Below are 24,982 nucleotides of genomic sequence, written 5' to 3' on the forward strand. Positions count from 1 at the left end.
GGTGAATATGGCTTTTGTATCGATGAAAGAGCTTCTTGAAGATGCAAAGCGGGAGCAATATGCAATTGGCCAGTTTAATATCAACGGCCTGCAATGGACGAAGGCGATTTTGCAGGCGGCGCAAAAGGAGCAATCACCAGTCATCGCCGCGGCTTCCGATCGCCTGGTCGACTATTTAGGCGGATTTAAAACGATTGCCGCCATGGTCGGCGCGTTAATAGAGGACATGGCGATTACCGTTCCGGTCGTGCTTCATCTCGATCACGGCAGCAGTGCGGAACGCTGCAAACAGGCCATTGATGCCGGATTCAGCTCAGTGATGATTGACGGCTCCCATCAGCCGATTGACGAGAATATCGCGATGACAAAAGAAGTCACCGATTATGCCGCAAAACACGGCGTGTCAGTAGAAGCCGAAGTCGGCACGGTCGGCGGAATGGAAGACGGACTGGTCGGCGGGGTCCGCTATGCGGATATCACGGAATGTGAGCGGATCGTTAAAGAAACCAATATCGACGCGCTGGCCGCCGCCCTCGGCTCTGTACACGGCAAATATCAGGGTGAGCCGAATCTCGGATTTAAGGAAATGGAGGCTATCTCCCGCATGACTGATATTCCCCTCGTTCTTCACGGGGCATCCGGGATTCCGCAGGATCAGATCAAAAAAGCTATCACGCTCGGCCACGCGAAGATCAATATCAATACGGAATGTATGGTAGCGTGGACAGACGAAACACGCCGCATGTTTCAGGAAAACAGCGATCTGTACGAACCGCGCGGCTATTTGACACCCGGCATTGAAGCCGTGGAAGAGACAGTGCGAAGCAAAATGAGAGAGTTCGGATCAGCCGGTAAAGCAGCTAAGCAGCAGGTCGGCTAAAGAGACCAAAAACCGCCGAGATGGCGGTTTTTTTGTGCGGTGTTGCGTCCATACGCCCAAAACGATTATGATGATGGCAGCAGTGTAAGAAACGGGAGTGGTTCAGTTTGAATAAAATCATGATTGTGGAAGACAGTGAAGACATTCGCGGACTATTGCAGAATTACCTTGAAAAATACGGATACCAAACAGTGGTCGCCGCGGATTTTACAGCTGTTCTTGATGTCTTTTTGCGGGAAAAGCCCGATGTGGTGCTGCTTGATATCAATTTGCCGGCATATGACGGATATTATTGGTGCCGGCAGATCCGCCAGCACTCCACAAGCCCGATCATCTTTATTTCTGCCAGAAGCGGGGAAATGGATCAGGTGATGGCGATTGAAAATGGGGGAGACGATTATATCGAAAAACCGTTTTCTTATGATATTGTGCTTGCGAAAATCAAAAGCCAGATCCGGAGGGCGTACGGGGAGTACGCCGCAAAGCAGGGAGAGAAAGTGGTTGAATATGCCGGCGTTCAGCTCTTTGTGGAACGGTTTGAACTGCGTTTTCAGGATGAAAAAAGCGAGCTTTCTAAAAAAGAAAGCAAGCTTTTGGAAGTGCTGCTTGAGCGGGGAGAAAAGGTGACGAGTCGGGACCGTCTCATGGAAAAGACGTGGGACACCGACATATTCATCGATGATAATACACTTAACGTGTATATCACGCGGCTCAGAAAAAAACTGCGGGAGCTGAATGCGCCTGTTTCTATTGAAGCGGTGCGGGGCGAAGGCTACCAGCTGAGGGCGCAGTCATGAAGCTGTTTCTCCGGTCTCATGCAGTGCTGATTCTGCTTTTTCTCCTTCAAGGACTGTTTGTCTTCTTTTATTACTGGTTTGCGGGTCTTCATTCTTTTTCTCACCTGTTTTACATATTGGGCGTGCAGCTTCTTATTTTGGCGGGCTATCTTGCCTATCGCTGGTACAAAGACCGCGGCGTGTATCATTGGCTCAGCTCGGGGCAGGAAGGGACGGATATCCCGTATCTCGGTTCTTCAGTGTTCTGTTCAAAGCTGTATGAAAAGCAGATGGAGCTGATCCGGATGCAGCACCAGAAGCTCCATGAGACCGAAGCCAAGCTTGACGCGCGGGTGACGTATATGAATCAATGGGTGCACCAAGTAAAGACGCCGCTGTCGGTCATTAATTTAATCATTCAAGAAGAGGATGAGCCCGTTTTTGAACAAATCAAAAAAGAAGTCCGGCAGATTGAATTCGGGCTGGAGACGCTTCTTTATTCTTCAAGGCTTGACCTGTTTGAACGGGATTTTAAAATCGAAGCGGTTTCCCTATCCGAGCTTCTCCAATCAGTCATTCAAAGCTATAAACGATTTTTTATTCAATATCGCGTTTATCCGAAAATGAACGTTTGCGATGATCATCAGATTTACACCGATGCCAAATGGCTCAAATTTGCGATCGGCCAAGTGGTCACAAATGCGGTCAAGTATTCAGCGGGCAAGAGTGACAGACTTGAGCTGAATGTCTTCCGCGATGAAGACAGGACGGTGCTTGAAGTCAAAGATTACGGTGTCGGGATTCCCTCGCAAGACATCAAGCGGGTGTTTGACCCTTATTACACCGGTGAAAACGGGCAGCGTTTCCAAGAATCTACGGGAATCGGCCTCCATCTCGTCAAAGAAATTACAGATAAGCTCAATCATACGGTAGACATCAGCTCGTCTCCCGGTGAAGGGACATCAGTTCGATTTTCATTTCTTACAAAAATGTAAGGCTGCGTTAAGAAAACAACATAGCCCGCTTTGTTTCCCCTTGATAACATGGATTTATGTCAAGGGGATTTTTATGTTGAACGTCCCGGCACTACATGAAAGCAGCCAAGATCAACAAGAATAAAACCATAAGGAGGATTTTCATGGCGAATATGCTTGAAGTCAAACATATAAATAAAACCTATAAAGGACAAGTGTCTTATCAAGCCTTAAAGCAAATTTCATTTTCAATAGAAGAAGGCGAGTTCACAGCGGTGATGGGGCCGTCCGGGTCCGGAAAAACAACGCTTTTGAATATCATTTCAACGATCGACCGTCCGGATTCAGGCGATATCCTGATTCACGGAGAAAACCCGCATCGCCTGAAGCGGACAAAGCTCGCTCATTTCCGCCGCAAGCAACTCGGATTTGTGTTTCAGGATTTCAACCTTCTGGACACGCTTACCATCGGTGAAACGTAATGGAAGAAAAACTGCAAGGCATCGCGGCAAAGCTCGGAATCGAAAACCTGCTCAACAAACGGACGTTTGAAGTATCCGGAGGACAGCGCCAGCGTGCCGCCATCGCAAGAGCGGTCATTCATAAGCCGTCACTCATCCTGGCCGATGAACCGACGGGCAACCTTGATTCCAAAGCGTCAAAAGACGTCATGGAAACGATGCAGAGCCTGAATCAGGATGATCATGTCACGGCTTTGATGGATACCCACGATCCTGTTGCGGCAAGCTACTGCCGCCGCGTCATCTTTATAAAAGACGGCGAACTATTTAATGAGATTTACCGCGGGGAAAACCGCCAAGTCTTTTATGAACAAATTCTCGATGTGCTGTCTATGCTGGGGGGAAACGCAAATGACCTTTCTTCAGTTCGCTTATAAAAACGTCACGAGAAACAAAAGGGCCTATCTTGCATTCTTTTTAAGCAGCGCCTTTTCCGTTTTGATTTTCTTTACCTTTGCGATGTTCCTGTTTCATCCGGCATTAAAGGAGGGCTACATTAAAGGAGGGCTACCTGAATAATATCGCCAAAAAAGGCTTAACCGCTGCGGAATGGATGATCTTTGTTTTTTCTTTCTTATTTGTTCTGTATTCGGTTAACGCATTTTTGAAATCGAGAAATAAAGAATTCGGCATCCTGCTCATGCAGGGCATCACGCCGGGGCAGCTGAGAAAGCTCATTACTGCGGAAAATATGATCATCGGCGTTATGTCAATTGCAGCCGGCATTATCGGAGGGTTCATTTTTTCAAAGACGTTCTTTACGGTCGGCGCTTATATTTTAGAAATGGACGCGCTGCCCCTGTACATGCCTTGGAAAGCGCTCGGCATTACGGCCGGCGGATTTCTGCTCTTATTTTTCTTTTTATCGCAGTTTACGATTCTTTTTGTCAGATCAAATACGGTTATCAAATTAATAAAGGGCACTGATAAGATTAAGCCGGAGCCTAAGCCGTCCGTGCTTCTGTCCTTATTCGGCATCGCCTGTCTGTGCGGCGGGTACGGCATGGTTCTTAAAGGCAATGTCCACGGGGCCGAACCGTTTATCATTTTACTGCTCACCGTCATCGGAACATATTTCTTTTTCAGCCAAAGCAGCATATGGATTCTGCGCGCGCTGAAGAAGTGGAAAACCTTTTATCTTCGCGGGAAAAATATCATTTGGGTTTCTGACCTTGTCTATCGTCTAAAAGACAACGCCCGCCTGTTCTTTATTGTCAGCATTATTTCCGCGGTTGCGTTTACTGCGACAGGCGTGCTCGCAATGTACAAATCGACCGTTGGGGCGGAAGAGTCCGCTTATGAAATGGAGTATATATCTTTTAGCAACAATCCAAAAGAACAGACTCATTTGAAAGATATTGACCATGAACTGAAAACACACGGCTTTACGTATAAGAAAGACAAAATAGATGTTTCCTATGTTCGCTATCAGGAAGGAGAAACTGTTCCCCCTGTTTACATGATCAGCAAATCGGATGTATCAAAATACTTCCATGTTAAGCTGAGCGGCCTGAAAAATGATGAGGCTGTCTATTTCCCGGGAACGTATGACCGCAATTTCAAAAACGAAGCGCCGGATCAGCTGAAGCTGCTGAACCAAAAAGGGGAGCTGTCTGATCAAAAACTGTCGGTAAAAGAAGTCAAAAAACCGCTGATCTCATTGAATGCCATCATCGCGGTGAATGATCAAACCTTTGATCAGCTGAAATCACTCGGTGATAAAGCGTCATTATACGGCTACAGCTATGATCATTGGAAAGACAGTCTTGAGATCAGCCAATCCTTGCAAAATGAGATTTACGGCAATTATATCGACGTGCATTCTGATTTTGCTTCAAAAGCCGGGACTTACTATGATACGGTGCAGCTGCCGAGCTTGAGTTTATTTATCGGCCTGTTTATCGCAATTGTATTCTTTGTCGCGGCAGCAAGTTTCTTATATTTCAGGCTGTTCACTGATTTAGATGAAGACCGGGAGCGCTACCGTTCACTGGCCAAAATCGGCCTGAGTGAGCGTGAAATGGCACAAAGCGTGACAATACAATTGGCCATTCTTTTCTTCTTTCCATTTGTCATTGCCGTCATGCATACACTGTTTGCCTTGAGAACATTGGCTGTGGAAGGCTATTCCGATGTCGCGGGGCCGCTCAGTCTCACCATCGGAGGGTTTTTCATTTTTCAGCTTCTATTCTTCCTCGCGGTGCGGTCAAGCTATTTGAAAAAAATGAACAAGTAAGGGGAGTGCAAAGATGAAAAAAGCAATGGCAATCCTGGCCGTCTTGGCGGCTGCTGCCGTAATATGCGGGCTTCTCTTTTTTCATAACGATGTTACAGACAGATTTAATCCGTTTATTCACCAGCAAGATGTCTATGTTCAGATTGATCGAGATGGCAGACATCTTAGTCCGGGCGGTACTGAATATACATTAGACGGATATAATGCATCCGGGAAAAAAGAAGAAGTGACCTTTTTCGCCGGCAAAGAGCTTCGGAAGAACGCGTATTTGAAGGTGAAGGCGAAAGGAAAGTATGTCGAGACTTGGGAAGAAGTCAAGTTTGAAGATATGCCGGACTCCGTACAGTCAAAATTAAAGTGAACCATAAAAAACGGCACAGCGTCATGACTGTGCCGTTTTTTTATTTTTTATTTTCTTCGGCCCGTTTGATCAGCATGTCGGTGATGATATCCACCTGTTTGCTGACAGAAATCGGGTCGTACGGGTAGAACGAGTCAAAGTCATTGATAAACACGCGATTATGTTTAACAGCGTCAAGATTTTTCCAAATGGAGGAATTCTCCAGCTTGTCGAGTGTTTTGCTTTCGCCTTTCGGGTTGTAATCCGTAATGAACATATAATCTGCGGCATACTCAGGAATAACCTCTTGAGAGAGCTGTTTCATCTCTCCTTTTTTGATGACATCTTGCTCAATTTTTTCAGGCGCTTTTAACCCAAGTGCATTGTATACAGCTTGGCCGCCGCGTCCGCCATTGTCATTGAACACCCAGAATTCGCCCTTGTCTGTGTTTTCATAAATGCCGAAGGTTGCATCTTTGTCGATGACGCCGGCAATTTTCTTCTTAGCTGCTTCCGCTTTTTTGTTAAAGTCAGCCATAAAGGATTTTGCTTTGTCTTTCGCTCCGGCGATATCTCCGAACATGCTGACTGTGTCTTCTACGTTTTTCGCTGTGTTATAAGGTATGACAACAGTCGGAGCGATTTTCTTTAATTTATCAACATTCTCTTCATTCATGACAACAATTAAGTCAGGCTGAAGCTCCATCACTTTTTCAACGCTTATTGGATCACCAACATCCTTCACATTTTTCAGCTTTGATTTTAAAAACGGATTATCAAATGACCATGAGCCTGAGCCGACCACATTGGCCCCGACAGACAGCAATTCACCGGCATAAAAATCAGTGACGATGCGTTTCGGATGTGCAGGAATGTTGACGTTCCCTTTTGGTGATTTGTATGTTCTCATTTCTGTTTTTTCGGAAGCAGAATCGCTTGAGCTCCCTTTAGAAGCCGTGCCGCTGCAAGCGCTGACAAACATGAGAAGCAGCACAAGCATGCCCACGAGCAATATGTTCTTTTTCATCAAGAACCCTCCCACTATGTATCTCAATAGATTAGTAATGATTATCATTATCAATTAATAATATAGCAAGAAACCTGTTCTCCGTCTATCACTATTTTTAAGGGAGAAAGTTTTTCCCGTTTATGGGTGACGCGGTATGCCTAATCGATTATTATAGGTAAATAGGAGGAGAAAAATATGGGAATTACAAAAAGAGGTGCCGCTTGGGAATGGCTGCATAGCTGGTGGATGCTGTTTATTTTCATGCCTTTTGCCATTACCAGTTTTTTTGCCTTTTTATTTATTGGCATCAAGGTTAGAAATAGAAAGTGGATCATGTACGGCATCATTTATTTTTTCATTTTTGCGTTTGGTTTTGTTTTGTCCGATCTGCCCGGTGTTTTTATTGTGGTCCCGTTATGGGCGGTAACCATTATTCATGGATTTAAAGTGCGCCCGCTGTATTTGATTCAGCTGGATGTCTACAAAGATCATGTGGAGGCGCGGGCTTTTGCCGAGGCAAGAAGTGAAGCCGAGAGCAGATTTCATGCACCGAAACAGTCTATTCAGGATATACATATTCGCAAAGAACAGTAAGAAAAAAAGCTCAACACTCGCATTGTGTTGAGCTTTTTATATGTTACTGCTGGTAGGATTGCTGCTGAAATGTCGTGTTTTGGCCGAATGGAAGTGTAGACACATTCGTATTCATGACGCTGGATTGTCCAGTAAGTTCCTGTTGCATTTGGTTGCACATGTTGACAACCTGCTGGCACTTTTGAATCGCCATGTCATGCCCGTGCAGTGCTTGCTGAATGGTATGTGCAGCTTGTTGTTCGTGGTTTAGAATCTGCTGCAGCATTTGGATGTTTTGCTGTTCCTGATGAAGCATTTGGCGATATTGCTGGCTGCTTTGCTGTGTTTGCTGAATGAGCTGCTGAGCAGTTTGGCGGCATTGGTTCAGCTGCTGCAAGCCGTGTTGTGTATTATGCATGAATGATCCCTCCATGTATCGATTGACGTGAGTCGGTATTATCATGCAACTTGAATGAAAAGAAATTCCGTCAAAGAGGAACTACAATTATTTTCCTCAGCCCCTCTATCTTTGAATGAAAACGGTAAAGATTGTATACTGGGTACAAACCCTTTTTATGTAAATGTTCCGTTTTAACATATAAGAAATGCGGAAAACGAAACCCTGAGATGGGAGAATCGTATTCCGCTTTTTTTCTTTGTTTCGCTCAGAAACCGCCTTCCCCTGCAGTAAATGGGATATTCAGCCGGTTTTCTACTGTACGGAGGCGCTGATTGAGCCGATTTAGGCGGCGTGTATGGCGTTCAACAGCCTGGCTTAACTGATTGACCTGTTCGGCAATCCGTGCAATTTCCCGATTTTGACGGCGGTCTTCGTTTGTCAGACGGGTTAATTCTCTTGACTGCTGTTCATTTTGCCGTTCAAGTGCTGCGATTCTTCTTTCCAATGCCGGCTGTCTGTCCATTTGGTATGGATCGTATACATCCTGCTGCGGATAAGGATTGTACTCATAGTGGCTATAGTAAGGTTCCTGCTGAGGCAGCTGAGGGCTGTAATATTGATAAGGGTTCATGTGATCAGTCTCCTTGTGGGTGAATTCCTTATAACTTATGTAGTCATTGGCACAGTGGCACGGCATTCGCCCAAAAAAGGAGGAAAGAATGGTGATCCCCTTGAGAAACAAATATGGCATTTTGTTTTTAATTGCTGTATGCATCATGGTATCGGGCTGCCAGCAGCAAAAAGAAGAGACGCCGTTTTATTACGGAACGTGGGATGAGGGGCGTGCCCCCGGGCCAACGGACGGTGTGAAATCAGCAACAGTCACATTTACCGAAGACGAGGTTGTGGAAACGGAAGTGGTGGAAGGAAGAGGAGAGGTACAGCTGCCTTTTATGGCATACAAGGTGATTTCCCAAAGCACTGACGGGTCTATCGAGATTCAGTACCTCGGCCCTTATTATCCGCTCAAAAGCACGCTGAAAAGAGGAGAAAACGGGACATTGATATGGGAGCAAAATGGACAGAGAAAAACGATGACAAGAATCGAATCAAAGACCGGCAGGGAGGAGAAAGATGAGAAATCAAAAAGCTGAAAGACTGGTGGCAGCGGGGCTTGTTTTACATATCATTCAGTGGATATTTATATTATGGGCTTTTCTCAAAGTCAAACATTTATTTAGTGACTATACGATCTATAACCCTAATGTCATCAGCGGCTCCATGCAGTCCTTATCGTTTATACAAATGATGCGCGCTATGATGTACTCAGGGGCAATCGTGAATTATGTTTTGTTTTTTGCCCTTGTATTGCTGATTTATGGCATAGCGCTTCATGCCATCCTGATCGTTCTGGAAATGGCGGCTTACGTCATGATCAGGCGGAATCCATCATCTTCATGGGGGTTCTTTTTCATTGCGGCGGGTGTGAAGCTTGCCATCTTGAATATAACCGGCATTCCATTTTTAGCTGCCGGCTTTCTGCTGATGAAACAGAAAAAAGCAGAAAACGGCGTCAAGGCAGAAAGAAAGCGGAAACCGCGCTTGCGTATCCGAAGACAAGGGCGTCGTCTAAATAGAATTCGGAGAAAACCATCCCTTCCGGTTGAATATCAAAAAGAAAAAACGATATGATGGGACTATAGCCTGAAAACGACATGAAGGAGATGCAGGATGTACAAACTAATTGCAATTGATATGGATGGAACACTTTTAAATGATCATCATGAAGTAACAGAGGAGGTCCGCGACGCCCTTCACGCGGCAAAAGCGGAAGGTGTCAAAATTGTGCTTTGCACCGGCCGGCCTATCGGGGGTGTGCAGAGATATTTAGATGAACTGAATTTAATTGAAGAAGGCGACTATGTTATTGCGTATAATGGAGCGCTTGTTCAAAATACGCATACAAATGAAGTGGTCTCAGAGCTGTCTCTCGGTTATGATGATTTGACTTCATTATATGACCTGAGCTTAGAGCTGAAGACGCCGATGCATTTCTTTGACTCATCTAATTTGTATACGCCTAACCGGGACATTAGCGAATTTACCGTATACGAATCCTATGTGACACAGGTGCCGCTTCATTTCCGCAAAATTGACGAGGTGCCAAAAGATATCCTCATCCCGAAAGTGATGTTTATTGATAAACCGGAGAACTTAAGCCGCGTCATTACATCGATTCCGAAAGACGTGAGAGAAAAATATACAATGGTCAGAAGCGCGCCTTTCTTTTATGAAATTCTGCACTCGGAAGCCAGCAAAGGAAATGCTGTACGCCAGCTGGCTCAGCTCCTTGGAATTGAACAGACGGAAGTCATGTGCATAGGCGACAACGGGAACGACCTGACAATGATCGAATGGGCGGGCTGCGGGGTTGCCATGGCAAACGCCATCCCAGAAGTATTGGAAGCAGCAAACTTTCAAACACGCTCCAATAATGAACATGGTGTTGCGCATGCGATTCACGAGCTTGTTTTGGCTAAATAATAAAAAATCCAGCCTTCTAAAGGCTGGATTTTTTCGTTTTATTTGATGTAATGTCAATTCTTTGACGAATCGATTTGACTTTCGTTATGCTGATAAAACCAATTCGTTCACAATATGTATGATATTAATCTGAATTGAAAAGGGGACTGATCAAATGTGCACAAGTCTTACATTGGAAACTGCTGACCGGAATCATTTATTAGCGAGAACAATGGATTTTGCATTTCAGCTGGGGACGGAGGTCATTCTCTATCCGCGCCGTTACAGTTGGAAGAGTGAAGCTGACGGAAAGGCCCATCAGACACAGTACGCGTTTATCGGTATGGGAAGAAAACTTGGTAATATTTTATTTGCAGACGGCGTTAATGAAAACGGTTTATCGTGTGCTGCGCTTTATTTTCCGGGCTATGCGGAGTACGAAAAAACGATACGGGAAGATACCGTTCACATTGCCCCGCATGAGTTTGTGACATGGGTGCTGTCAGTCTGTCAGTCTTTGGAAGACGTAAAAGAAAAGATTCGATCTTTAACGATTGTAGAGAAAAAATTAGATCTATTGGATACAGTTTTACCGCTTCACTGGATATTGTCAGACCGGACGGGCCGAAGCCTGACGATAGAACCGAGAGCAGACGGCCTCAAAGTCTATGATAATCAACCTGGTGTCATGACGAACAGCCCCGACTTTATATGGCATGTAACCAATCTGCAGCAATATACAGGAATCAGACCGAAGCAATTAGAGAGCAAAGAGATGGGCGGATTAGCCCTTTCCGCTTTTGGCCAAGGCTTAGGAACTGTTGGTCTGCCGGGGGATTATACACCGCCTTCCCGGTTTGTCAGAGCTGTTTATTTGAAAGAACATCTAGAGCCAGCGGCCGATGAAACGAAAGGTGTAACGGCCGCTTTTCAAATTTTGGCAAATATGACGATACCAAAGGGCGCAGTGATAACGGAAGAAGACGAAATTCATTATACGCAATATACTTCCGTGATGTGCAACGAAACTGGAAACTACTATTTCCACCACTATGACAATCGGCAAATCCAAAAAGTAAATTTATTTCATGAAGACCTTGACTGTTTGGAGCCTAAAGTGTTTTCCGCTAAAGCAGAAGAGAGTATTCTAGAACTTAATTAAGATTCAATTAGCTGATTTCGGTATGAATCCGGGATCAGCTTATTTTTTATGTGATGTCTCAGCTTCTGAATGAGTGGGAAAATGGACCGTTCTACGACGGCGACCACGCGCGTTTATTAGCAAAGAGCAAAAGTGGCGGCAAAATGCGTATGGTCGGAAGTAGAGATAAGGTGCAAGCTACATTTATATAAAACTTTGGATCAAAACGAGTCTCAGTATCAGACTGGTTTTGCCAGTATACAGGTTGCACAAATGCCGCCCCATGATCCCGCGAGATTCTTTCAGCTTAAAAAGAAAAATTTGATCTTAACTCATTGACAAACGTCCAAGACAAAGGTACATTTTGATTTATTCATATTAAACGACTAGGAATATAGGAGTTTGTTTTTCGGATTATTCAGCCTAAAAACATGATAAAAGGAGTATCGTCATGACAAGCAAAAAGAAACAAATCAAATTAGGGGTATTTTTAGCGGGTACAGGCCATCATGTCGCGTCTTGGCGGCACCCGGACGCGCCGTCAGATGCGAGCATGAATTTGGATTATTTTAAAGAGCTTGCGAAAACAGCGGAGCGGGGCAAGCTGGATATGCTGTTTTTAGCGGACAGCCTTTCAATTGACAGCAAATCACACCCAAATGTATTAACAAGGTTTGAGCCATTCACCCTGCTCTCTGCTTTGGCGCAGGTCACATCAAAAATCGGACTGACAGCAACAGCCTCCACTACATACAGCGAGCCATTCCATATTGCCAGACAGTTTGCCTCATTGGATCATTTGTCCAATGGCCGTGCCGGATGGAACGTCGTCACATCATCTATTGAATCAACAGCGCTGAATTTCAGCGGTGAAAAGCACCTAGAACACCATTTGCGCTATCAGCGGGCAGAGGAATTTGTCGAGGTTGTAAAGGGGCTTTGGGATTCATGGGAAGAGGACGCCTTTATCCGTAATAAAGAAACGGGTGAATTCTTTGACAAAGAAAAAATGCACGAGCTGAACCACAAAGGAGAATATTTCTCGGTTCGCGGACCTCTGAACGTTTCAAGAACGCCGCAGGGCCAGCCGGTCATTATCCAGGCAGGATCATCAGGAGACGGAAAAGCGCTGGCTGCCAGAACAGCCGAAGTGATCTTCACAGCACAAAACCACCTGGAATCAGCTCAAGAATTTTATCAATCCATTAAAGAACAGGCTGCGGAATTCGGACGTGATCCAGAAAAAATTGCCATTATGCCGGGTATTTTCCCAATCATTGCTGATACAGAAGAAGCAGCGCAAGCCAAATACAAGGAGCTCCAAGATCTGATTATCCCATCTGTCGGTCTGCAAATTCTCCAAAATTACTTAGGCGGAATTGATTTGTCGGCGTATCCGCTTGATGGGCCGCTGCCGAAGCTTGACGCAGAAGCTTCCAATGCGGTGAAGAGCCGCTTCAAGCTTGTTCAGGAAATGGCTGAACGGGACAATATGACGATACGAGAGCTTTACAAATACGTTGCAGGCTCCAGAGGCCACCATATCTTCGTCGGCACGCCGGTGCAGCTCGCCGACAAGATGCAGGAATGGGTGGATAAGAAAGCGTGTGACGGGTTTAACATCATGCCTCCGCTTCTTCCAGAAGGAATTGAAGTGTTTGTTGATCAAGTGGTTCCGATTTTACAGGAGCGCGGCGTGTTCAGAAAAGAATATGAAGGCACAACATTAAGAGAGCACTTCGGTTTGGAAAAGCCGGTAAACCGCTATGCAAAGTAAGGAGGAACACTAGATGAAGCCACAATATCGCCTTGCAGTTGAACGTGATGCCGAACAGCTCCTCGCGCTGACATTGCGGGCTTATGAACCGATTCGAAAGCTTGGCATTCGTTTTGCTGCCGCTCATGCAGATTTGGATTTGGTGCTGCAAAATATTCGGGAAAATGCTTGCTACGTCATGGAAGAAGACGGGCGGATCATCGCGACCATCACCTTGAGAATGCCTTGGGGAAAACAGCCGGGACCGTATGGCGTTCCGCATATCTGGTGGTTCGCTGTGGACCCCGGCACCGGTAAAAAAGGAATCGGAACAAAGCTGCTTCAATGGCTGGAGGAAACAATCCTTCGTGATACGTTAAAGGTTCCGTTTGTCTCACTCGGAACAGCGGATAAGCATCCGTGGCTGATTGAGATGTACGAACGAAAAGGGTATGTCCGCTCAGGTGAACAAGACCTTGGCAAAGGGCATATCACAGTCTATATGAAAAAACAATTGCGACATGATCTATAAAAATAGAAAAGGCGGGAAAATCAAATGAAGATGAAAAAATGGACAGTGCTGGTCGTTGCTGCATTATTAGCGGTGCTCTCAGCTTGCGGCAATGGAAACAGCAGCAGTAAAGAGGATGACAATGTGCTTCATGTCGGTGCGACAGGACAAAGTTACCCATTTGCATATAAAGAAAACGGAAAGCTGACAGGCTTTGATGTGGAAGTGATGGAAGCGGTCGCTAAGAAAATTGACATGAAACTGGACTGGAAGCTGCTTGAATTCAGCGGGCTGATGGGAGAGCTTCAAACAGGCAAGCTTGACACCATTTCCAACCAGGTAGCTGTGACAGACGAACGTAAGGAAACGTATAACTTTACGAAACCATACGCTTATGCGGGAACACAGATTGTCGTCAAAAAAGACAATACTGATATCAAATCAGTAGACGATTTGAAAGGCAAGACAGTCGCAGCCGTTCTCGGTTCAAACCACGCGAAAAACCTTGAAAGCAAAGATCCTGATAAAAAAATCAATATCAAAACGTACGAAACACAAGAGGGTACGCTGAAGGATGTTGCGTACGGCCGTGTAGACGCTTATGTCAACAGCCGAACTGTATTGATCGCGCAAATCAAGAAGACCGGTTTGCCATTAAAGCTTGCAGGAGATCCGATTGTTTACGAACAGGTTGCATTCCCATTTGCCAAGGACGATGCGCACGACAAGCTCCGCAAAAAAGTCAATAAGGCCCTAGATGAATTGCGTAAAGACGGAACACTGAAAAAACTCTCTGAAAAATACTTTAATGAAGATATCACAGTAGAACAGAAGCATTAAGAAACGGCGGTGACTCACCAGAATGAACACGATTGATTGGGAATTCATGATATCAGCGTTCCCGACTTTAATTCAGGCCCTTCCGATCACCTTGTTTATGGCAATAGCAGCTATGATTTTTGCCATTATCGGAGGACTTATTCTCGCACTCATTACAAAAAACAAAATTCCAGTGCTTCATCAGCTGTCAAAGCTGTATATATCCTTTTTCCGAGGCGTGCCGACACTTGTACAGCTGTTCTTAATCTATTACGGGCTGCCGCAGCTATTTCCAGAGATGAGCAAAATGACAGCTCTCACAGCTGCCATCATTGGGTTAAGCTTAAAAAACGCAGCTTATTTGGCAGAAATCTTCCGGGCCGCCCTCAATTCTGTTGATGACGGGCAGCTGGAGGCGTGCCTGTCTGTCGGTATGACAAAATTTCAGGCATACAGACGGATTATTTTGCCGCAAGCGATCCGAAATGCGATTCCGGCAACGGGCAATACATTTATCGGGCTCCTGAAAGAAACGTCACTGGCCTTTACATTAGGGGTCATGGAGATGTTCGCCCAAGGGAAGATGTACGCTTCAGGAAACCTCAAATATTTTGAGACGTACTTGGCGGTTGCGATCGTCTATTGGATTCTTACCATGATCTACAGCATGTTGCAGGACTTGTTTGAACGTGCCATGAGCAAGCCATACCGGACTTAGAGGTGAAATCAGTTGATAACAGTAAAAAATATTCGCAAAGCGTTTAAAGATCTCGTCGTGCTCGACGGAATCGATCTAGAAGTGAAACGCGGAGAAGTGGTGGCAATCATCGGTCCGTCCGGTTCCGGAAAATCAACGCTTCTCCGGTGCTTAAATTTATTAGAGCGTCCGGATCAAGGACTTATTGAAATCGGAGAAGCCAAACTGAACGCGGAAAAGTTTACACGCAAGGAAGCATATCGGCTTCGCCAGCAAACGGCCATGGTCTTTCAAAACTACAATCTGTTTAAAAATAAAACGGCTCTGCAAAACATTACAGAAGCTTTAATCGTGGCTCAACATAAACCACGCGACGAAGCGAAACGTATTGGAATGGAGATTCTGAAACAAGTCGGTCTGGAGCATAAGGCTGACAGCTATCCGATCACAATGTCCGGCGGCCAGCAGCAGCGAATCGGCATCGCCCGGGCGCTTGCGGTCAATCCGCATGCGATTTTGCTGGATGAACCAACTTCAGCGCTTGACCCTGAGCTCGTCACAGGGGTGCTTCAGGTCATCAAGTCCATTGCGGAAAAGCAAACAACGATGATCATTGTTACACACGAAATGGCGTTTGCAAAAGAGGTCGCTGATAAAGTGATTTTTATGGCAGACGGCCATATTATCGAGCAGGGAACGCCAAAAGAACTGTTTGACCATCCGAAAAACGAACGGACGAAACGATTTATCAAGCAGGTGGGAGAGCCTGCAGAGCTTATATAAGAAGGGGAGAAGAACAATGGCCGACAAAGCGTTTCATACCCGTTTAATCAATATGCGGCGTGATCTTCATGAACATCCTGAGCTGTCATTTCAAGAGATTGAAACGACGAAAAAAATCCGCCGCTGGCTTGAGGAGGAGCAAATCGAAATACTTGATGTTCCTCAATTGGAGACTGGCGTGATTGCAGAAATCAAAGGACGGGAAGACGGCCCCGTGATAGCAATACGAGCGGATATTGACGCGCTCCCGATCCAAGAACAGACGAATCTTCCATTTGCATCTAAGGTTGATGGCACAATGCATGCGTGCGGACACGATTTTCATACTGCTTCTATTATTGGCACAGCGATTTTGCTGAATCAAAGAAGGGCCGAGCTGAAAGGTACAGTCCGCTTTATTTTTCAGCCAGCCGAAGAAATTGCCGCAGGAGCAAGAAAGGTCATAGAAGCTGGCGTACTTGATGGCGTTTCCGCGATTTTCGGCATGCACAATAAGCCGGATCTGCCTGTCGGAACCATTGGTGTAAAGGAAGGTCCGCTTATGGCAAGTGTTGACCGGTTTGAGATCGTCATCAAAGGGAAAGGCGGACACGCCGGCATCCCGAATAACAGTATTGATCCAATCGCTGCAGCCGGACAAATCATCAGCGGGCTGCAATCTGTGGTCAGCCGCAATATCAGCTCACTGCAAAACGCAGTCGTCAGTATCACAAGAGTACAGGCGGGCACCTCGTGGAACGTAATTCCAGACCAAGCTGAAATGGAGGGGACGGTTCGAACCTTTCAAAAAGAAGCGAGGCAGGCTGTTCCCGAGCATATGAGACGAGTGGCTGAAGGAATTGCAGCGGGCTATGGGGCACAAGCAGAATTCAAGTGGTTTCCTTATTTGCCTTCCGTTCAGAATGACGGCACATTTTTGAATGCGGCATCCGAAGCTGCGGCACGGCTTGGCTATCAAACCGTTCACGCTGAGCAGTCTCCGGGCGGAGAAGACTTCGCTCTGTATCAAGAGAAGATTCCGGGATTTTTTGTCTGGATGGGAACGAACGGGACGGAGGAGTGGCATCATCCGGCCTTTACACTGGATGAAGATGCCCTTACGGTTGCCTCTCAATACTTTGCGGAGCTGGCGGTTATTGTATTGGAGACCATCAAATGAGCAAACAAGGGCTGACAGCAGGTCTTGCAGAGGCTGTGAGAACGTCACAACCTGAGCATTCAGTTGACGCGATTCACGAAGCAAAAAAAGGATTACTTGATTTTACTGCCGCTTCATTCGCAGGAAGAGAAGATAAAGGCATTCAAAAGCTCCTCCGTCTGATAGAGGATGAAGGAGGCCTGCCCCTTGTTCCTATTATCGGACAGGGCAAAAAGGCCGCGCCATTACAATCCGCGATGCTCAATGGATTTATCGCCCATGCATTGGATTTTGATGATGTCCATTCCGATGTAAGAGGACACCCCAGTGCCGTCATCGTACCGGCCCTTATTGCATCTGCCGCTCGCGGACATGACGAGCGGCTTCTTGGCGCTTATGTTGTTGGTGTTGAAGTGATGGCACGGCTGGGAGAATCAATTGGCAGCCGCCACTATGAAAAGGGCTGGCATAATACAGGAACGCTTGGTGCTATCGCTGCTGCCTGCGCCGTAGGTTATGCTGAGGAGCTTACTCAGGAAGAGCTGGAAAAAGCAATTGGTTTTGCGGCTACGCAATCTGCTGGGATGAGGGTGCAATTTGGAACAGAAATGAAACCGCTGCACGCCGGTCTGGCGGCTCAGGCTGGCTTGCTGGCCGTTAAGCTGGCCCAATCAGAATTTGGCGGGTCCCGCACGGCACTTGATGGAGAAACTGGTTTCTTCAGTCTGTACGGTGACGTTGAAAAAGCACAACATACTTTGCTAAACGATTGGGGGGCACCGTGGAGAATTGTGCAGCCGGGTCTATGGTTTAAAATCTATCCATTTTGTTCCGCGGCACACCATGCTGCAGATGCGGTACGACAGCTTATCTCCGAAGAAACCATTTCTGCTGCCAATACCGAACGTATTGAAGTGATTTTTCCGCCAGGCGGAGATGCTGCATTGACGGAAAGATCTCCAAAAACTGGAGAGGAAGGCCGTTTCAGCGTTGAATATGTGATTGCTCTTGCTTTGCATGGACACGACCTGACCATTGAACATTTTAACAGCCAGCCGATCCCAAACGGCATTCAAACGACAATAGGGCATATTCAGCGCGTATATGACAATGCTACTCAGCCGGCTCCCCATGCCGTTCCAAAAGGCCGTTTCACGATTGTCCGGGCCTATTTATCAGACGGCCGGATTTGCGAAGCGCGTGTGGACTGCCCAAAAGGGGCGCCAGGAAATGAGCTGTCTGAAGAAGACATAATAGAAAAATTGATATTAACGGTTCCGCAAGAAAAAGCGCGACGCATTATAACATCCGTTGAAAAAGCCGATATAAAAGAATTTTTAGCTCATATTGAATAAGATTCAGCTCTATTCAACGATTTCAGATGATATGATAAAACCAATCATACGTTTGAAAAAGGAGAAAATCATGACGGTGAATGACGCGGTTGTATTCATTTTGGCTGCCTTTTTACTATGGGGAGCGGCGGATTATTGTTTGGGAAACAGATGGGGGCTAGGCGAGCGGTTTGCGGACGGCTTTAAGGCTATGGGGCCGCTGGCGCTGTCCATGATCGGAATTGTGTCGCTGGCGCCCGTGCTGGCAGCAATCCTGATTCCCATTGTTGCTCCGTTTTACACAGCGATTGGCGCGGACCCTTCTTCCTTTGCGAACACCATTTTGGCGATTGATATGGGAGGATATGCGCTGGCTGGAGAAATGGCGAAAGATCCGCAGGCCGGGCTGTTTTCATGGGTGTTTTTAGGAACAATGATGGGACCGGCAATCGTCTTCACGATTCCCGTCGCTCTTGGCATCATCGAAAAAGAGGATCATCCGTATTTTGCGAAAGGCATATTAATCGGGCTGTGCACAGTGCCAATCGGTTGTTTAATCGGCGGATTATGCGCAGGCTTTGACATCGGCATGGTCGGTAAAAACCTTCTGATCCCGAGTCTGTTATCTGCTGTGATCGCTTTTGGGTTATGGCGATACACCGACAGTATGATTCAGTTGTTTCATCTCTTCGGGAAAGCGGTCAGTGTGGTTGCGACTATCGGGCTTGCAGCTGTTTCTGTTGAAACGCTGACCGGTATTGTGCTGATTCCGGGAATGGAGAATGTCGAGACAGGGATACAAACGACAGGGACCATCGCCATTGCCCTGGCAGGGGCGTTTCCAATGACTGCTTTTATCACAAAAACCTTTAAAAAACCGCTTCAGGCTCTGGGGAAATGCTTTCATTTAGATGAGACAGCAACAGCAGGCTTGGTGACTTCTTTGGCGCACCATATCCCAATGCTGGCTTCATTAAAGAATATGACCCCGAGAGGAAAGGTCATCAATGTCGCGTTTGCGGTCAGCGGCGCCTTTGTACTCGGCAGCCATCTCGGTTTTGTGGCTGGAATGAAAAAAGAAATGGCGGCGGCCATGATCATTGGGAAATTAGCAGGAGGAGTCACAGCTGCCGCAGCGGCTGCTTGGATGACACCTGCACAATCAGCTAAACAGCAAAAACGTATCTCAGCCGGCCATATCTGAGGCAGAAGCTGTTTCAACTTTGTCCAATCGGGAATGTTACAGTAAAGATTTCTGTGAAAGAGGGTTGGACACATGGCGGTGAAAGACCGGTACATGTCAAAAATAAAACAGGAAACCAAGCCTTGGATCAAGCGATTCGGGAGGCTTGGTTATTTTGCATTCGGCGGCGTTTTTATTCTGCTTGGGGTTTTGGCCTTTATGACGGCTGCCGGGGCAGGCCGCGCGAAAGATTCGAGCGGAGCTCTCCAAACGCTATCACGCATGCCGTATGGGTCACTATTGCTTTTTTTAATAGGCATCGGCGTTATCGGCTATGTGATCTGGACGGTGTTAAGCGCGATCAAGGACACGGAGGGGCACGGAAACAGCAGGCGAGGCCTGTCACGGAGAATAGGAAACTTTTTCAGTGCCGCCGTTTACACATCCATCGCTTGGAATGCCTTGCGGTTTGTGTTTGGCCAAGGGGACGGCGGCACTTCAGAACAGACGTGGTCCGCTTATGTATTGGCGCAGCCGTTCGGCCAATGGCTCACAGGGCTTACGGGTGCGGGTTTTATCGTATTTGCGATTGTTCAGTTTGTGAAAGGCATTCGGGCTGCTTTTATGAAAGAATTCGACACGTCAAAAATGAACAAACAGATGATATGCATCACGAAAAACACCGGACGCGCAGGCAATATCGCCCGGGCCATTATTTTCTCGGCTATCGGCTATTTTCTCATCAAGACAGCCATGACCGCTGATCCCGACGACACAAGAGGCTTTGACGGCGCGCTCGCCGAACTCGCGCAGCAGCCGCATGGCAAATTGATTCTGTCTATGTTGGCATTAGGCCTGATCCTATATGGAATGTACGCCATTATGAAAGGCATTTATCAGCATATGACCTGGGAGAAGTAAGCTCTGGGCAGGTCCGCGCCCAGAGCGTTTTTCAGTTTCTTAGAAATCAGGTGGATGAAAGCCGGCGCCAGCCTGTATAATAAAAGCAAATCAAAAGCAGTTTTATCAGGACTGATCCACAGGGAGGTGCGGAATGGATCGGGAAAAACAACAATTAAGCATAGAAGCGGCAAGGCTTTACTATCAGTCTGACTACAGTCAGCAGCAAATTGCTGAGCAGCTCAACATTTCAAGGCCAACCGTTTCCCGGCTGCTGCAATATGCAAAGGAAAAAGGGTATGTCCAGATTCGCGTCATGGACCCTTTTGAGGATTTGGATGCGCTCGGTTCCATACTTGAAGAGAAATACGGGCTCCTTGAGGCGCATGTTGTGTTTTCCCCGACACCCGATTATGCAGGAATTACACATGACCTAAGCCGCTATGGTGCAGAATATATGCATGAAACGGTAAAAGACGGCGACATTGTCGGCGTCAGCTGGGGAACTACCATGTATCAAATCGCGCAAAACATGCAGCCGAAGCAAGTAAAAGGCGTCGAGGTCGTCCAACTGAAAGGCGGCATCAGCCATTCCCGGGTAAGCACGTATTCGGCTGAAACGATTCAGCTGTTTGCGGAGGCTTTTCAAACGATGCCGCGCTATCTCCCGCTTCCCGTCGTGTTTGATAATGCGGATGTGAAGCGAATGGTGGAGAAAGACCGTCATATTGAGCGGATCATCGAGATGGGAAAGCAGGCGAATATCGCTCTCTTCACGGTGGGGACCGTTCGTGACGAAGCGCTGCTGTTCCGGCTCGGATATTTTAACGAAGAAGAGAAAGCCCTGCTGAAAAAACAGGCCGTGGGTGATATTTGTTCACGCTTTTTTGATGCGAAAGGGAATATTTGCAGCAGCGCCATCAATGACCGGACCATCGGTGTTGAGCTTGAAGACCTCAGACTGAAGGAACGCTCCATTTTAGTTGCCGGCGGAAGCAGAAAAGTATCTTCCATTCACGGAGCATTAACCGGAAAATATGCCAACGTTTTAATCATTGACCAGCATACCGCGAGGGCGCTTGTTAATGATTTGTGACACGTTCAAACCTTTCGTTGAACAAAATTTCAATTACCGATTTACATATGTTCAAAAGTCGGTTATGCTAAAAAATATCTTAACAAAAAAGGAAGTGTGCGAAGGATGTCATTAGCCAACATAATTGATCATACAGCTTTGAAACCGCATACACAAAAAGCGGACATTCTAAAACTAATTGAAGAAGCGAAAACATACAAATTTGCTTCAGTATGTGTCAATCCGACATGGGTGGAGCTTGCTGCAAAAGAGCTTAAGGGAACTGGAGTCGACGTTTGTACGGTCATCGGCTTCCCGCTCGGTGCCAATACAACTGAAACAAAAGCGTTCGAAACAAAAGACGCGATTTCAAAAGGCGCCACTGAAGTGGATATGGTCATTAATATTGCCGCTTTAAAAGACAAGGAAGACGATGTGGTGGAAGCTGATATCCGCGGTGTAGTGGAAGCTGCAGCCGGAAAAGCGCTTGTCAAAGTCATTATCGAAACGTGCCTTCTGACTGATGAAGAAAAAGAACGTGCATGCCGTTTAGCGGTGTCTGCGGGAGCGGATTTCGTAAAAACATCAACAGGCTTTTCTACAGGCGGCGCAACGAAGGAAGATATCGCCTTAATGCGCAAAACAGTAGGACCTGATATCGGCGTGAAAGCATCTGGCGGAATCAGAACGAAAGAAGATGTAGACACAATGGTTGAGGCTGGTGCAAGCCGAATTGGCGCCAGCGCAGGCGTTTCTATCGTAAAAGGAGAAAATGCATCAGGCGGAGACAACTATTAAGAGCTGACGGAAGGCAGACTGCTTTCCGTTCTCTGAGGAAACAGTGATTGTAAGCGAATACAAATAAAGGAGAAACACATATGAAGTATTTGATTGGGATTATCGGTTTAATCGTGTTTTTAGGCCTCGCGTGGATCGCGAGCAGCGGCAAAAAAAGAATTAAGATCCGCCCAATTGTTGTTATGCTCATTTTGCAATTTATTCTTGGCTACATTCTCCTCAATACCGGGATAGGGAATTTCCTCGTAGGAGGATTTGCAAAAGGTTTCGGTTACCTGCTTGAATACGCGGCAGAGGGAATTAACTTTGTGTTTGGCGGCTTGGTGAATGCGGACCAAACGACATTCTTTATGAATGTTCTCTTGCCAATCGTGTTTATTTCCGCTCTGATCGGGATTCTGCAAAAGTGGAAAGTCCTCCCGTTTATCATTAGATATATCGGCCTTGCCCTCAGCAAGGTAAACGGTATGGGAAGATTGGAATCGTATAACGCAGTGGCTTCTGCGATTTTAGGGCAGTCAGAAGTATTTATCTCCTTGAAGAAAGAACTCGGTCTTTTAAATCAGCAGCGCTTGTACACGCTTTGCGCATCTGCGATGTCAACTGTATCAATGTCGATTGTCGGCGCGTATATGACAATGCTGAAACCGGAATATGTTGTAACAGCGCTTGTTTTGAACTTATTTGGCGGTTTCATTATCGCTTCTATTATCAATCCGTACGAGGTTGCAAAAGAAGAGGATATGCTTCGTGTTGAGGAAGAAGAAAAACAATCCTTCTTCGAAGTGCTCGGAGAATACATTCTTGACGGTTTCAAAGTAGCGGTTGTCGTCGCTGCGATGCTGATTGGATTTGTCGCGATTATTGCCTTGATCAATGGCATTTTTAATGCAGTATTCGGTATTTCGTTCCAAGGCATTCTTGGATATGTGTTTGCTCCATTCGCTTTTCTTGTGGGTATCCCATGGAATGAAGCTGTTAATGCGGGAAGCATTATGGCAACAAAAATGGTATCGAATGAATTTGTCGCCATGACGTCGCTTACGCAAAACGGTTTCCATTTCAGCGGCCGTACAACAGCGATCGTATCGGTATTCCTTGTGTCCTTTGCGAACTTCTCCTCAATCGGAATCATTGCCGGTGCCGTAAAAGGACTGAATGAAAAGCAAGGAAATGTCGTCGCTCGTTTCGGCTTGAAATTATTATACGGTGCTACGCTTGTCAGCTTTTTATCAGCAGCAATTGTGGGCTTGATTTACTGAACTTAACGAAAAGGATCGGTGACCAAACATGAGAATGGTAGATATCATCATCAAAAAACAAAACGGAAAAGAACTCACCACTGAAGAAATTCAATTTTTCGTGAACGGCTACACAGACGGAAGCATTCCTGATTATCAGGCAAGCGCGCTTGCTATGGCGATTTTCTTCCAGGATATGAGTGACCGTGAACGCGCGGACTTGACGATGGCTATGGTGAACTCCGGTGAAACGATTGATCTTTCTGCCATTGAAGGAATTAAAGTGGATAAACACTCCACCGGCGGCGTCGGCGACACGACAACGCTCGTTCTCGCCCCGCTTGTTGCGGCTCTTGATGTGCCGGTTGCCAAAATGTCCGGCCGCGGCCTCGGCCATACGGGCGGCACGATTGATAAGTTAGAGGCAATCGACGGCTTCCACGTGGAACTGACGAAGGATGAATTTATTAAACTTGTGAACCGCGACAAGGTTGCGGTCATCGGCCAAAGCGGCAATTTAACGCCGGCTGATAAAAAACTGTACGCGCTTCGTGATGTAACGGGAACGGTCAATTCCATTCCGCTCATTGCAAGCTCGATTATGAGCAAAAAAATCGCTGCCGGGGCGGACGCCATCGTGCTTGACGTAAAAACGGGAGCGGGCGCCTTCATGAAAACAGAAGAAGACGCAGCTGAACTTGCCAAAGCGATGGTACGCATCGGAAATAACGTCGGCCGTCAAACAATGGCTGTCATTTCAGACATGTCCCAGCCGCTCGGCTTTGCGATCGGAAATGCGCTTGAAGTCAAAGAAGCGATCGACACACTCAAAGGCGAGGGACCTGAGGATCTTCATGAACTTGTCTTAACGCTCGGCAGCCAGATGGTTGTGCTTGCGAAAAAAGCCGATACATTGGACGAAGCGAGAGCGAAGCTGGAAGAAGTCATGAAAAACGGCAAGGCACTTGAGAAATTCAAGGATTTCCTGAAAAACCAAGGCGGCGACAGCTCGATTGTTGACGATCCGTCTAAGCTTCCGCAAGCCGCATATCAAATTGATGTGCCTGCCAAAGAAGCGGGTGTCGTCTCTGAAATCGTTGCGGATGAAATCGGTGTCGCGGCGATGCTGTTAGGTGCCGGCCGCGCCACAAAAGAAGATGAGATCGATTTAGCCGTCGGCATCATGCTCCGCAAAAAGGTCGGCGACAAAGTAGAAAAAGGCGAACCGCTCGTGACGCTTTACGCCAACCGCGAAAACGTTGATGAAGTCATCGCAAAAGTCTATGACAACATCCGCATCGCCGCGGAAGCGAAGGCGCCGAAGCTGATTCATACGTTAATTACAGAATAAAAAAAAAGCACATCCCATGCTGA

Annotated in this window: 25 protein-coding genes and 2 pseudogenes; 24 read left to right on the forward strand and 3 right to left on the reverse strand. The window is 46.6% G+C overall.

Annotated elements, in window-relative coordinates:
* Nucleotides 1–7 precede the first annotated feature (7 nt).
* The 6 genes and pseudogenes from iolJ to PUN35_RS15705 all read left to right on the forward strand — a co-directional run bounded on the left by iolJ (nucleotide 8) and on the right by PUN35_RS15705 (nucleotide 5,748).
* The gene (gene iolJ, locus PUN35_RS15680) at nucleotides 8–880 is read left to right on the forward strand and encodes a 6-phospho-5-dehydro-2-deoxy-D-gluconate aldolase (RefSeq protein ID WP_014481411.1); all 873 of its coding nucleotides are present in this window, start codon (nucleotides 8–10) and stop codon (nucleotides 878–880) included.
* A 107-nt stretch (nucleotides 881–987) separates the two neighbouring features.
* Complete coding sequence (gene yxdJ, locus PUN35_RS15685; protein WP_003243527.1) at nucleotides 988–1,677, forward strand: two-component system response regulator YxdJ; 690 nt, start codon at nucleotides 988–990, stop codon at nucleotides 1,675–1,677.
* Nucleotides 1,674–2,651: a two-component system sensor histidine kinase YxdK gene (gene yxdK, locus PUN35_RS15690; RefSeq protein ID WP_014481410.1), complete on the forward strand. Its 978-nt coding sequence runs from the start codon at nucleotides 1,674–1,676 to the stop codon at nucleotides 2,649–2,651. Before yxdJ ends, yxdK begins: the two co-directional genes overlap by 4 nt.
* Nucleotides 2,652–2,794: 143 nt before the next feature.
* Nucleotides 2,795–3,528: pseudogene (locus PUN35_RS15695) on the forward strand (ABC transporter ATP-binding protein).
* A pseudogene (yxdM, locus tag PUN35_RS15700) lies at nucleotides 3,503–5,387 on the forward strand (ABC transporter permease YxdM). Before PUN35_RS15695 ends, yxdM begins: the two co-directional pseudogenes overlap by 26 nt.
* A gap of 13 nt (nucleotides 5,388–5,400) precedes the next feature.
* On the forward strand, nucleotides 5,401–5,748 hold the full coding sequence (locus tag PUN35_RS15705) for a YxeA family protein (protein ID WP_003227084.1): 348 nt from the start codon (nucleotides 5,401–5,403) through the stop codon (nucleotides 5,746–5,748).
* 40 nt (nucleotides 5,749–5,788) lie between these two features.
* Here the strand turns inward: PUN35_RS15705 and PUN35_RS15710 are convergent, their stop codons facing one another.
* Nucleotides 5,789–6,754: an iron-hydroxamate ABC transporter substrate-binding protein gene (locus PUN35_RS15710; RefSeq protein ID WP_014481404.1), complete on the reverse strand. Its 966-nt coding sequence runs from the start codon at nucleotides 6,752–6,754 to the stop codon at nucleotides 5,789–5,791.
* Between the two features lie 177 nt (nucleotides 6,755–6,931).
* On the opposite strand from PUN35_RS15710, the gene PUN35_RS15715 reads away from it, so the two are divergent.
* Nucleotides 6,932–7,330 carry a hypothetical protein gene (locus PUN35_RS15715; RefSeq protein ID WP_014481403.1) on the forward strand — a complete coding sequence of 133 codons (399 nt, stop codon included), beginning with the start codon at nucleotides 6,932–6,934 and terminating at the stop codon, nucleotides 7,328–7,330.
* Between the two features lie 43 nt (nucleotides 7,331–7,373).
* On the opposite strand, the gene PUN35_RS15720 is transcribed toward PUN35_RS15715, so the two are convergent.
* Nucleotides 7,374–7,727, reverse strand: a complete 354-nt coding sequence (locus PUN35_RS15720; RefSeq protein ID WP_003242469.1) for a hypothetical protein — start codon at nucleotides 7,725–7,727, stop codon at nucleotides 7,374–7,376.
* 247 nt (nucleotides 7,728–7,974) lie between these two features.
* Nucleotides 7,975–8,340, reverse strand: coding sequence for an inner spore coat protein CotNE (cotNE, locus tag PUN35_RS15725; RefSeq protein ID WP_003227093.1), 366 nt, complete (start codon nucleotides 8,338–8,340; stop codon nucleotides 7,975–7,977).
* 88 nt (nucleotides 8,341–8,428) lie between these two features.
* Between cotNE and PUN35_RS15730 the strand changes: the two genes are divergently transcribed.
* The 17 genes from PUN35_RS15730 (at nucleotide 8,429) to PUN35_RS15810 (ending at nucleotide 24,959) form a co-directional block, all read left to right on the forward strand.
* Nucleotides 8,429–8,863 (forward strand): lipocalin family protein, encoded by a 435-nt coding sequence (locus PUN35_RS15730; protein ID WP_014481402.1) that lies wholly within the window; start codon nucleotides 8,429–8,431, stop codon nucleotides 8,861–8,863.
* The gene (locus PUN35_RS15735) at nucleotides 8,844–9,401 is read left to right on the forward strand and encodes a hypothetical protein (protein WP_014481401.1); all 558 of its coding nucleotides are present in this window, start codon (nucleotides 8,844–8,846) and stop codon (nucleotides 9,399–9,401) included. The genes PUN35_RS15730 and PUN35_RS15735 overlap by 20 nt, the downstream gene beginning before the upstream one ends.
* A gap of 39 nt (nucleotides 9,402–9,440) precedes the next feature.
* Complete coding sequence (gene yidA, locus PUN35_RS15740; RefSeq protein ID WP_014481400.1) at nucleotides 9,441–10,253, forward strand: sugar-phosphatase; 813 nt, start codon at nucleotides 9,441–9,443, stop codon at nucleotides 10,251–10,253.
* A 154-nt stretch (nucleotides 10,254–10,407) separates the two neighbouring features.
* Nucleotides 10,408–11,394, forward strand: a complete 987-nt coding sequence (yxeI, locus tag PUN35_RS15745) for a penicillin V amidase (RefSeq protein ID WP_014481399.1) — start codon at nucleotides 10,408–10,410, stop codon at nucleotides 11,392–11,394.
* A gap of 430 nt (nucleotides 11,395–11,824) precedes the next feature.
* Nucleotides 11,825–13,150, forward strand: a complete 1,326-nt coding sequence (locus PUN35_RS15750; RefSeq protein ID WP_014481398.1) for an LLM class flavin-dependent oxidoreductase — start codon at nucleotides 11,825–11,827, stop codon at nucleotides 13,148–13,150.
* A gap of 13 nt (nucleotides 13,151–13,163) precedes the next feature.
* Nucleotides 13,164–13,661 (forward strand): sulfur-containing aminoacid acetyltransferase SnaB, encoded by a 498-nt coding sequence (gene snaB / locus PUN35_RS15755; RefSeq protein WP_014481397.1) that lies wholly within the window; start codon nucleotides 13,164–13,166, stop codon nucleotides 13,659–13,661.
* A gap of 24 nt (nucleotides 13,662–13,685) precedes the next feature.
* On the forward strand, nucleotides 13,686–14,480 hold the full coding sequence (locus tag PUN35_RS15760; protein WP_003227109.1) for an amino acid ABC transporter substrate-binding protein: 795 nt from the start codon (nucleotides 13,686–13,688) through the stop codon (nucleotides 14,478–14,480).
* A gap of 22 nt (nucleotides 14,481–14,502) precedes the next feature.
* Entirely contained in the window at nucleotides 14,503–15,177 is a 675-nt protein-coding gene (locus tag PUN35_RS15765) for an amino acid ABC transporter permease (RefSeq protein ID WP_014481396.1), read from the forward strand.
* A 12-nt stretch (nucleotides 15,178–15,189) separates the two neighbouring features.
* Nucleotides 15,190–15,939, forward strand: coding sequence for an amino acid ABC transporter ATP-binding protein (locus PUN35_RS15770; protein WP_014481395.1), 750 nt, complete (start codon nucleotides 15,190–15,192; stop codon nucleotides 15,937–15,939).
* A 16-nt stretch (nucleotides 15,940–15,955) separates the two neighbouring features.
* Nucleotides 15,956–17,098, forward strand: coding sequence for an N-acetyl-sulfur-metabolite deacetylase SndB (gene sndB, locus PUN35_RS15775; RefSeq protein WP_014481394.1), 1,143 nt, complete (start codon nucleotides 15,956–15,958; stop codon nucleotides 17,096–17,098).
* Nucleotides 17,095–18,432, forward strand: coding sequence for an MmgE/PrpD family protein (locus tag PUN35_RS15780; RefSeq protein ID WP_014481393.1), 1,338 nt, complete (start codon nucleotides 17,095–17,097; stop codon nucleotides 18,430–18,432). Before sndB ends, PUN35_RS15780 begins: the two co-directional genes overlap by 4 nt.
* A 70-nt stretch (nucleotides 18,433–18,502) precedes the next feature.
* Complete coding sequence (eutH, locus tag PUN35_RS15785; protein ID WP_014481392.1) at nucleotides 18,503–19,615, forward strand: ethanolamine utilization protein EutH; 1,113 nt, start codon at nucleotides 18,503–18,505, stop codon at nucleotides 19,613–19,615.
* 72 nt (nucleotides 19,616–19,687) lie between these two features.
* The gene (locus PUN35_RS15790) at nucleotides 19,688–20,515 is read left to right on the forward strand and encodes a DUF1206 domain-containing protein (RefSeq protein ID WP_017696094.1); all 828 of its coding nucleotides are present in this window, start codon (nucleotides 19,688–19,690) and stop codon (nucleotides 20,513–20,515) included.
* Nucleotides 20,516–20,648: 133 nt separating this feature from the next.
* A complete protein-coding gene (gene deoR / locus PUN35_RS15795) occupies nucleotides 20,649–21,590 on the forward strand; it encodes a DNA-binding transcriptional repressor DeoR (RefSeq protein WP_014481390.1) in 942 nt (313 codons plus the stop codon).
* Nucleotides 21,591–21,695: 105 nt separating this feature from the next.
* Nucleotides 21,696–22,367, forward strand: a complete 672-nt coding sequence (gene deoC / locus PUN35_RS15800; protein ID WP_014481389.1) for a deoxyribose-phosphate aldolase — start codon at nucleotides 21,696–21,698, stop codon at nucleotides 22,365–22,367.
* A gap of 80 nt (nucleotides 22,368–22,447) precedes the next feature.
* A complete protein-coding gene (gene nupC, locus PUN35_RS15805) occupies nucleotides 22,448–23,629 on the forward strand; it encodes a nucleoside permease NupC (RefSeq protein ID WP_003244143.1) in 1,182 nt (393 codons plus the stop codon).
* Between the two features lie 28 nt (nucleotides 23,630–23,657).
* Nucleotides 23,658–24,959, forward strand: a complete 1,302-nt coding sequence (locus tag PUN35_RS15810) for a pyrimidine-nucleoside phosphorylase (RefSeq protein WP_003227132.1) — start codon at nucleotides 23,658–23,660, stop codon at nucleotides 24,957–24,959.
* The last annotated feature ends 23 nt before the right edge of the window (nucleotides 24,960–24,982 follow it).

The sequence above is a fragment of the Bacillus sp. N3378-2at genome (genome assembly GCF_033412715.1).
GTDB lineage: Bacteria > Bacillota > Bacilli > Bacillales > Bacillaceae > Bacillus > Bacillus subtilis.

What these genes read in the sequence shown, in the direction of transcription:
- iolJ (WP_014481411.1), top strand. Translation starts at nt 8, where the DNA reads ATGGCTTTTGTATCGATGAAAGAGCTTCTTGAAGATGCAAAGCGGGAG.
- yxdK (WP_014481410.1), top strand. Translation starts at nt 1,674, where the DNA reads ATGAAGCTGTTTCTCCGGTCTCATGCAGTGCTGATTCTGCTTTTTCTC.
- PUN35_RS15705 (WP_003227084.1), top strand. Translation starts at nt 5,401, where the DNA reads ATGAAAAAAGCAATGGCAATCCTGGCCGTCTTGGCGGCTGCTGCCGTA.
- PUN35_RS15710 (WP_014481404.1), bottom strand. Translation starts at nt 6,754, where the DNA reads ATGAAAAAGAACATATTGCTCGTGGGCATGCTTGTGCTGCTTCTCATG.
- PUN35_RS15715 (WP_014481403.1), top strand. Translation starts at nt 6,932, where the DNA reads ATGGGAATTACAAAAAGAGGTGCCGCTTGGGAATGGCTGCATAGCTGG.
- PUN35_RS15720 (WP_003242469.1), bottom strand. Translation starts at nt 7,727, where the DNA reads ATGCATAATACACAACACGGCTTGCAGCAGCTGAACCAATGCCGCCAA.
- cotNE (WP_003227093.1), bottom strand. Translation starts at nt 8,340, where the DNA reads ATGAACCCTTATCAATATTACAGCCCTCAGCTGCCTCAGCAGGAACCT.
- PUN35_RS15730 (WP_014481402.1), top strand. Translation starts at nt 8,429, where the DNA reads ATGGTGATCCCCTTGAGAAACAAATATGGCATTTTGTTTTTAATTGCT.
- PUN35_RS15735 (WP_014481401.1), top strand. Translation starts at nt 8,844, where the DNA reads ATGAGAAATCAAAAAGCTGAAAGACTGGTGGCAGCGGGGCTTGTTTTA.
- yidA (WP_014481400.1), top strand. Translation starts at nt 9,441, where the DNA reads ATGTACAAACTAATTGCAATTGATATGGATGGAACACTTTTAAATGAT.
- yxeI (WP_014481399.1), top strand. Translation starts at nt 10,408, where the DNA reads ATGTGCACAAGTCTTACATTGGAAACTGCTGACCGGAATCATTTATTA.
- PUN35_RS15750 (WP_014481398.1), top strand. Translation starts at nt 11,825, where the DNA reads ATGACAAGCAAAAAGAAACAAATCAAATTAGGGGTATTTTTAGCGGGT.
- snaB (WP_014481397.1), top strand. Translation starts at nt 13,164, where the DNA reads ATGAAGCCACAATATCGCCTTGCAGTTGAACGTGATGCCGAACAGCTC.
- PUN35_RS15760 (WP_003227109.1), top strand. Translation starts at nt 13,686, where the DNA reads ATGAAGATGAAAAAATGGACAGTGCTGGTCGTTGCTGCATTATTAGCG.
- PUN35_RS15765 (WP_014481396.1), top strand. Translation starts at nt 14,503, where the DNA reads ATGAACACGATTGATTGGGAATTCATGATATCAGCGTTCCCGACTTTA.
- sndB (WP_014481394.1), top strand. Translation starts at nt 15,956, where the DNA reads ATGGCCGACAAAGCGTTTCATACCCGTTTAATCAATATGCGGCGTGAT.
- PUN35_RS15780 (WP_014481393.1), top strand. Translation starts at nt 17,095, where the DNA reads ATGAGCAAACAAGGGCTGACAGCAGGTCTTGCAGAGGCTGTGAGAACG.
- eutH (WP_014481392.1), top strand. Translation starts at nt 18,503, where the DNA reads ATGACGGTGAATGACGCGGTTGTATTCATTTTGGCTGCCTTTTTACTA.
- PUN35_RS15790 (WP_017696094.1), top strand. Translation starts at nt 19,688, where the DNA reads ATGGCGGTGAAAGACCGGTACATGTCAAAAATAAAACAGGAAACCAAG.
- deoR (WP_014481390.1), top strand. Translation starts at nt 20,649, where the DNA reads ATGGATCGGGAAAAACAACAATTAAGCATAGAAGCGGCAAGGCTTTAC.
- deoC (WP_014481389.1), top strand. Translation starts at nt 21,696, where the DNA reads ATGTCATTAGCCAACATAATTGATCATACAGCTTTGAAACCGCATACA.
- nupC (WP_003244143.1), top strand. Translation starts at nt 22,448, where the DNA reads ATGAAGTATTTGATTGGGATTATCGGTTTAATCGTGTTTTTAGGCCTC.
- PUN35_RS15810 (WP_003227132.1), top strand. Translation starts at nt 23,658, where the DNA reads ATGAGAATGGTAGATATCATCATCAAAAAACAAAACGGAAAAGAACTC.